Source organism: Bacillus sp. Nf3, assembly GCF_003028545.1.
Taxonomy (GTDB): Bacteria; Bacillota; Bacilli; order Bacillales; family Bacillaceae; genus Bacillus; species Bacillus safensis.
On sequence record NZ_PYUA01000056.1, the window covers coordinates 1 to 620 of the forward strand.

Consider the following 620-nt stretch of genomic DNA (forward strand, 5'->3'; position numbering starts at 1 on the left):
AACCCCTCACTTACCCCGCAGACGGCTATGCCTGAAGCCGTAGCAGAAATAGATCACGAAGCCGACGAAGGTCCACACGCCCATCAGCATCCAGTTGTGCATCGTCATCGCCGACAGCAGCGCCAGGCAGCTCAGCACGCCCAGGCTGCAGATCAGCCAGGCCATCGGCATGCGGAACGGGCGCGGCAGGTCCGGCTGGGTGCGACGCAGGATCAGCACGCCGGCACACACCGCGGCAAACGCGATCAGCGTCCCCATCGAGGTCAGTTCGCCGAGGATGTCCAGCGGGAACAGCGCCGCCAGCAGCGCGATGCCGATGCCGGTGATCACGGTGTTGATGTGCGGGGTGCGGTACTTCGGGTGGATCTTGGTGAACACCGGCGGCAACAGGCCGTCGCGGCCCATGATCATGAAGATGCGCGGCTGGCCGATGATCATCACCAGCACCACCGAGGACAGGCCGACCAGTGCGCCGACTTCGACCACCCAGCGCAGCCAGCCCAGCTGCGGATGCGCGGCCACCGCCGTCACTACCGGCTCATCGGTGCCGAGCAGCTGGTACGGCACCAGGCCGGTCATCACCGCGGCCATCGCGATGTAGAGCACGGTGCAGACCAACA

Annotated in this window: 1 protein-coding gene; it reads right to left on the reverse strand. The window is 66.0% G+C overall.

Features of this window, described 5'->3' with window-relative positions; translation table 11 throughout:
* Positions 1-6: 6 nt before the first annotated feature.
* On the reverse strand, positions 7-620 hold a 614-nt coding region (locus C9414_RS20825), incomplete at its 5' end, for an amino acid permease (RefSeq protein WP_142398072.1).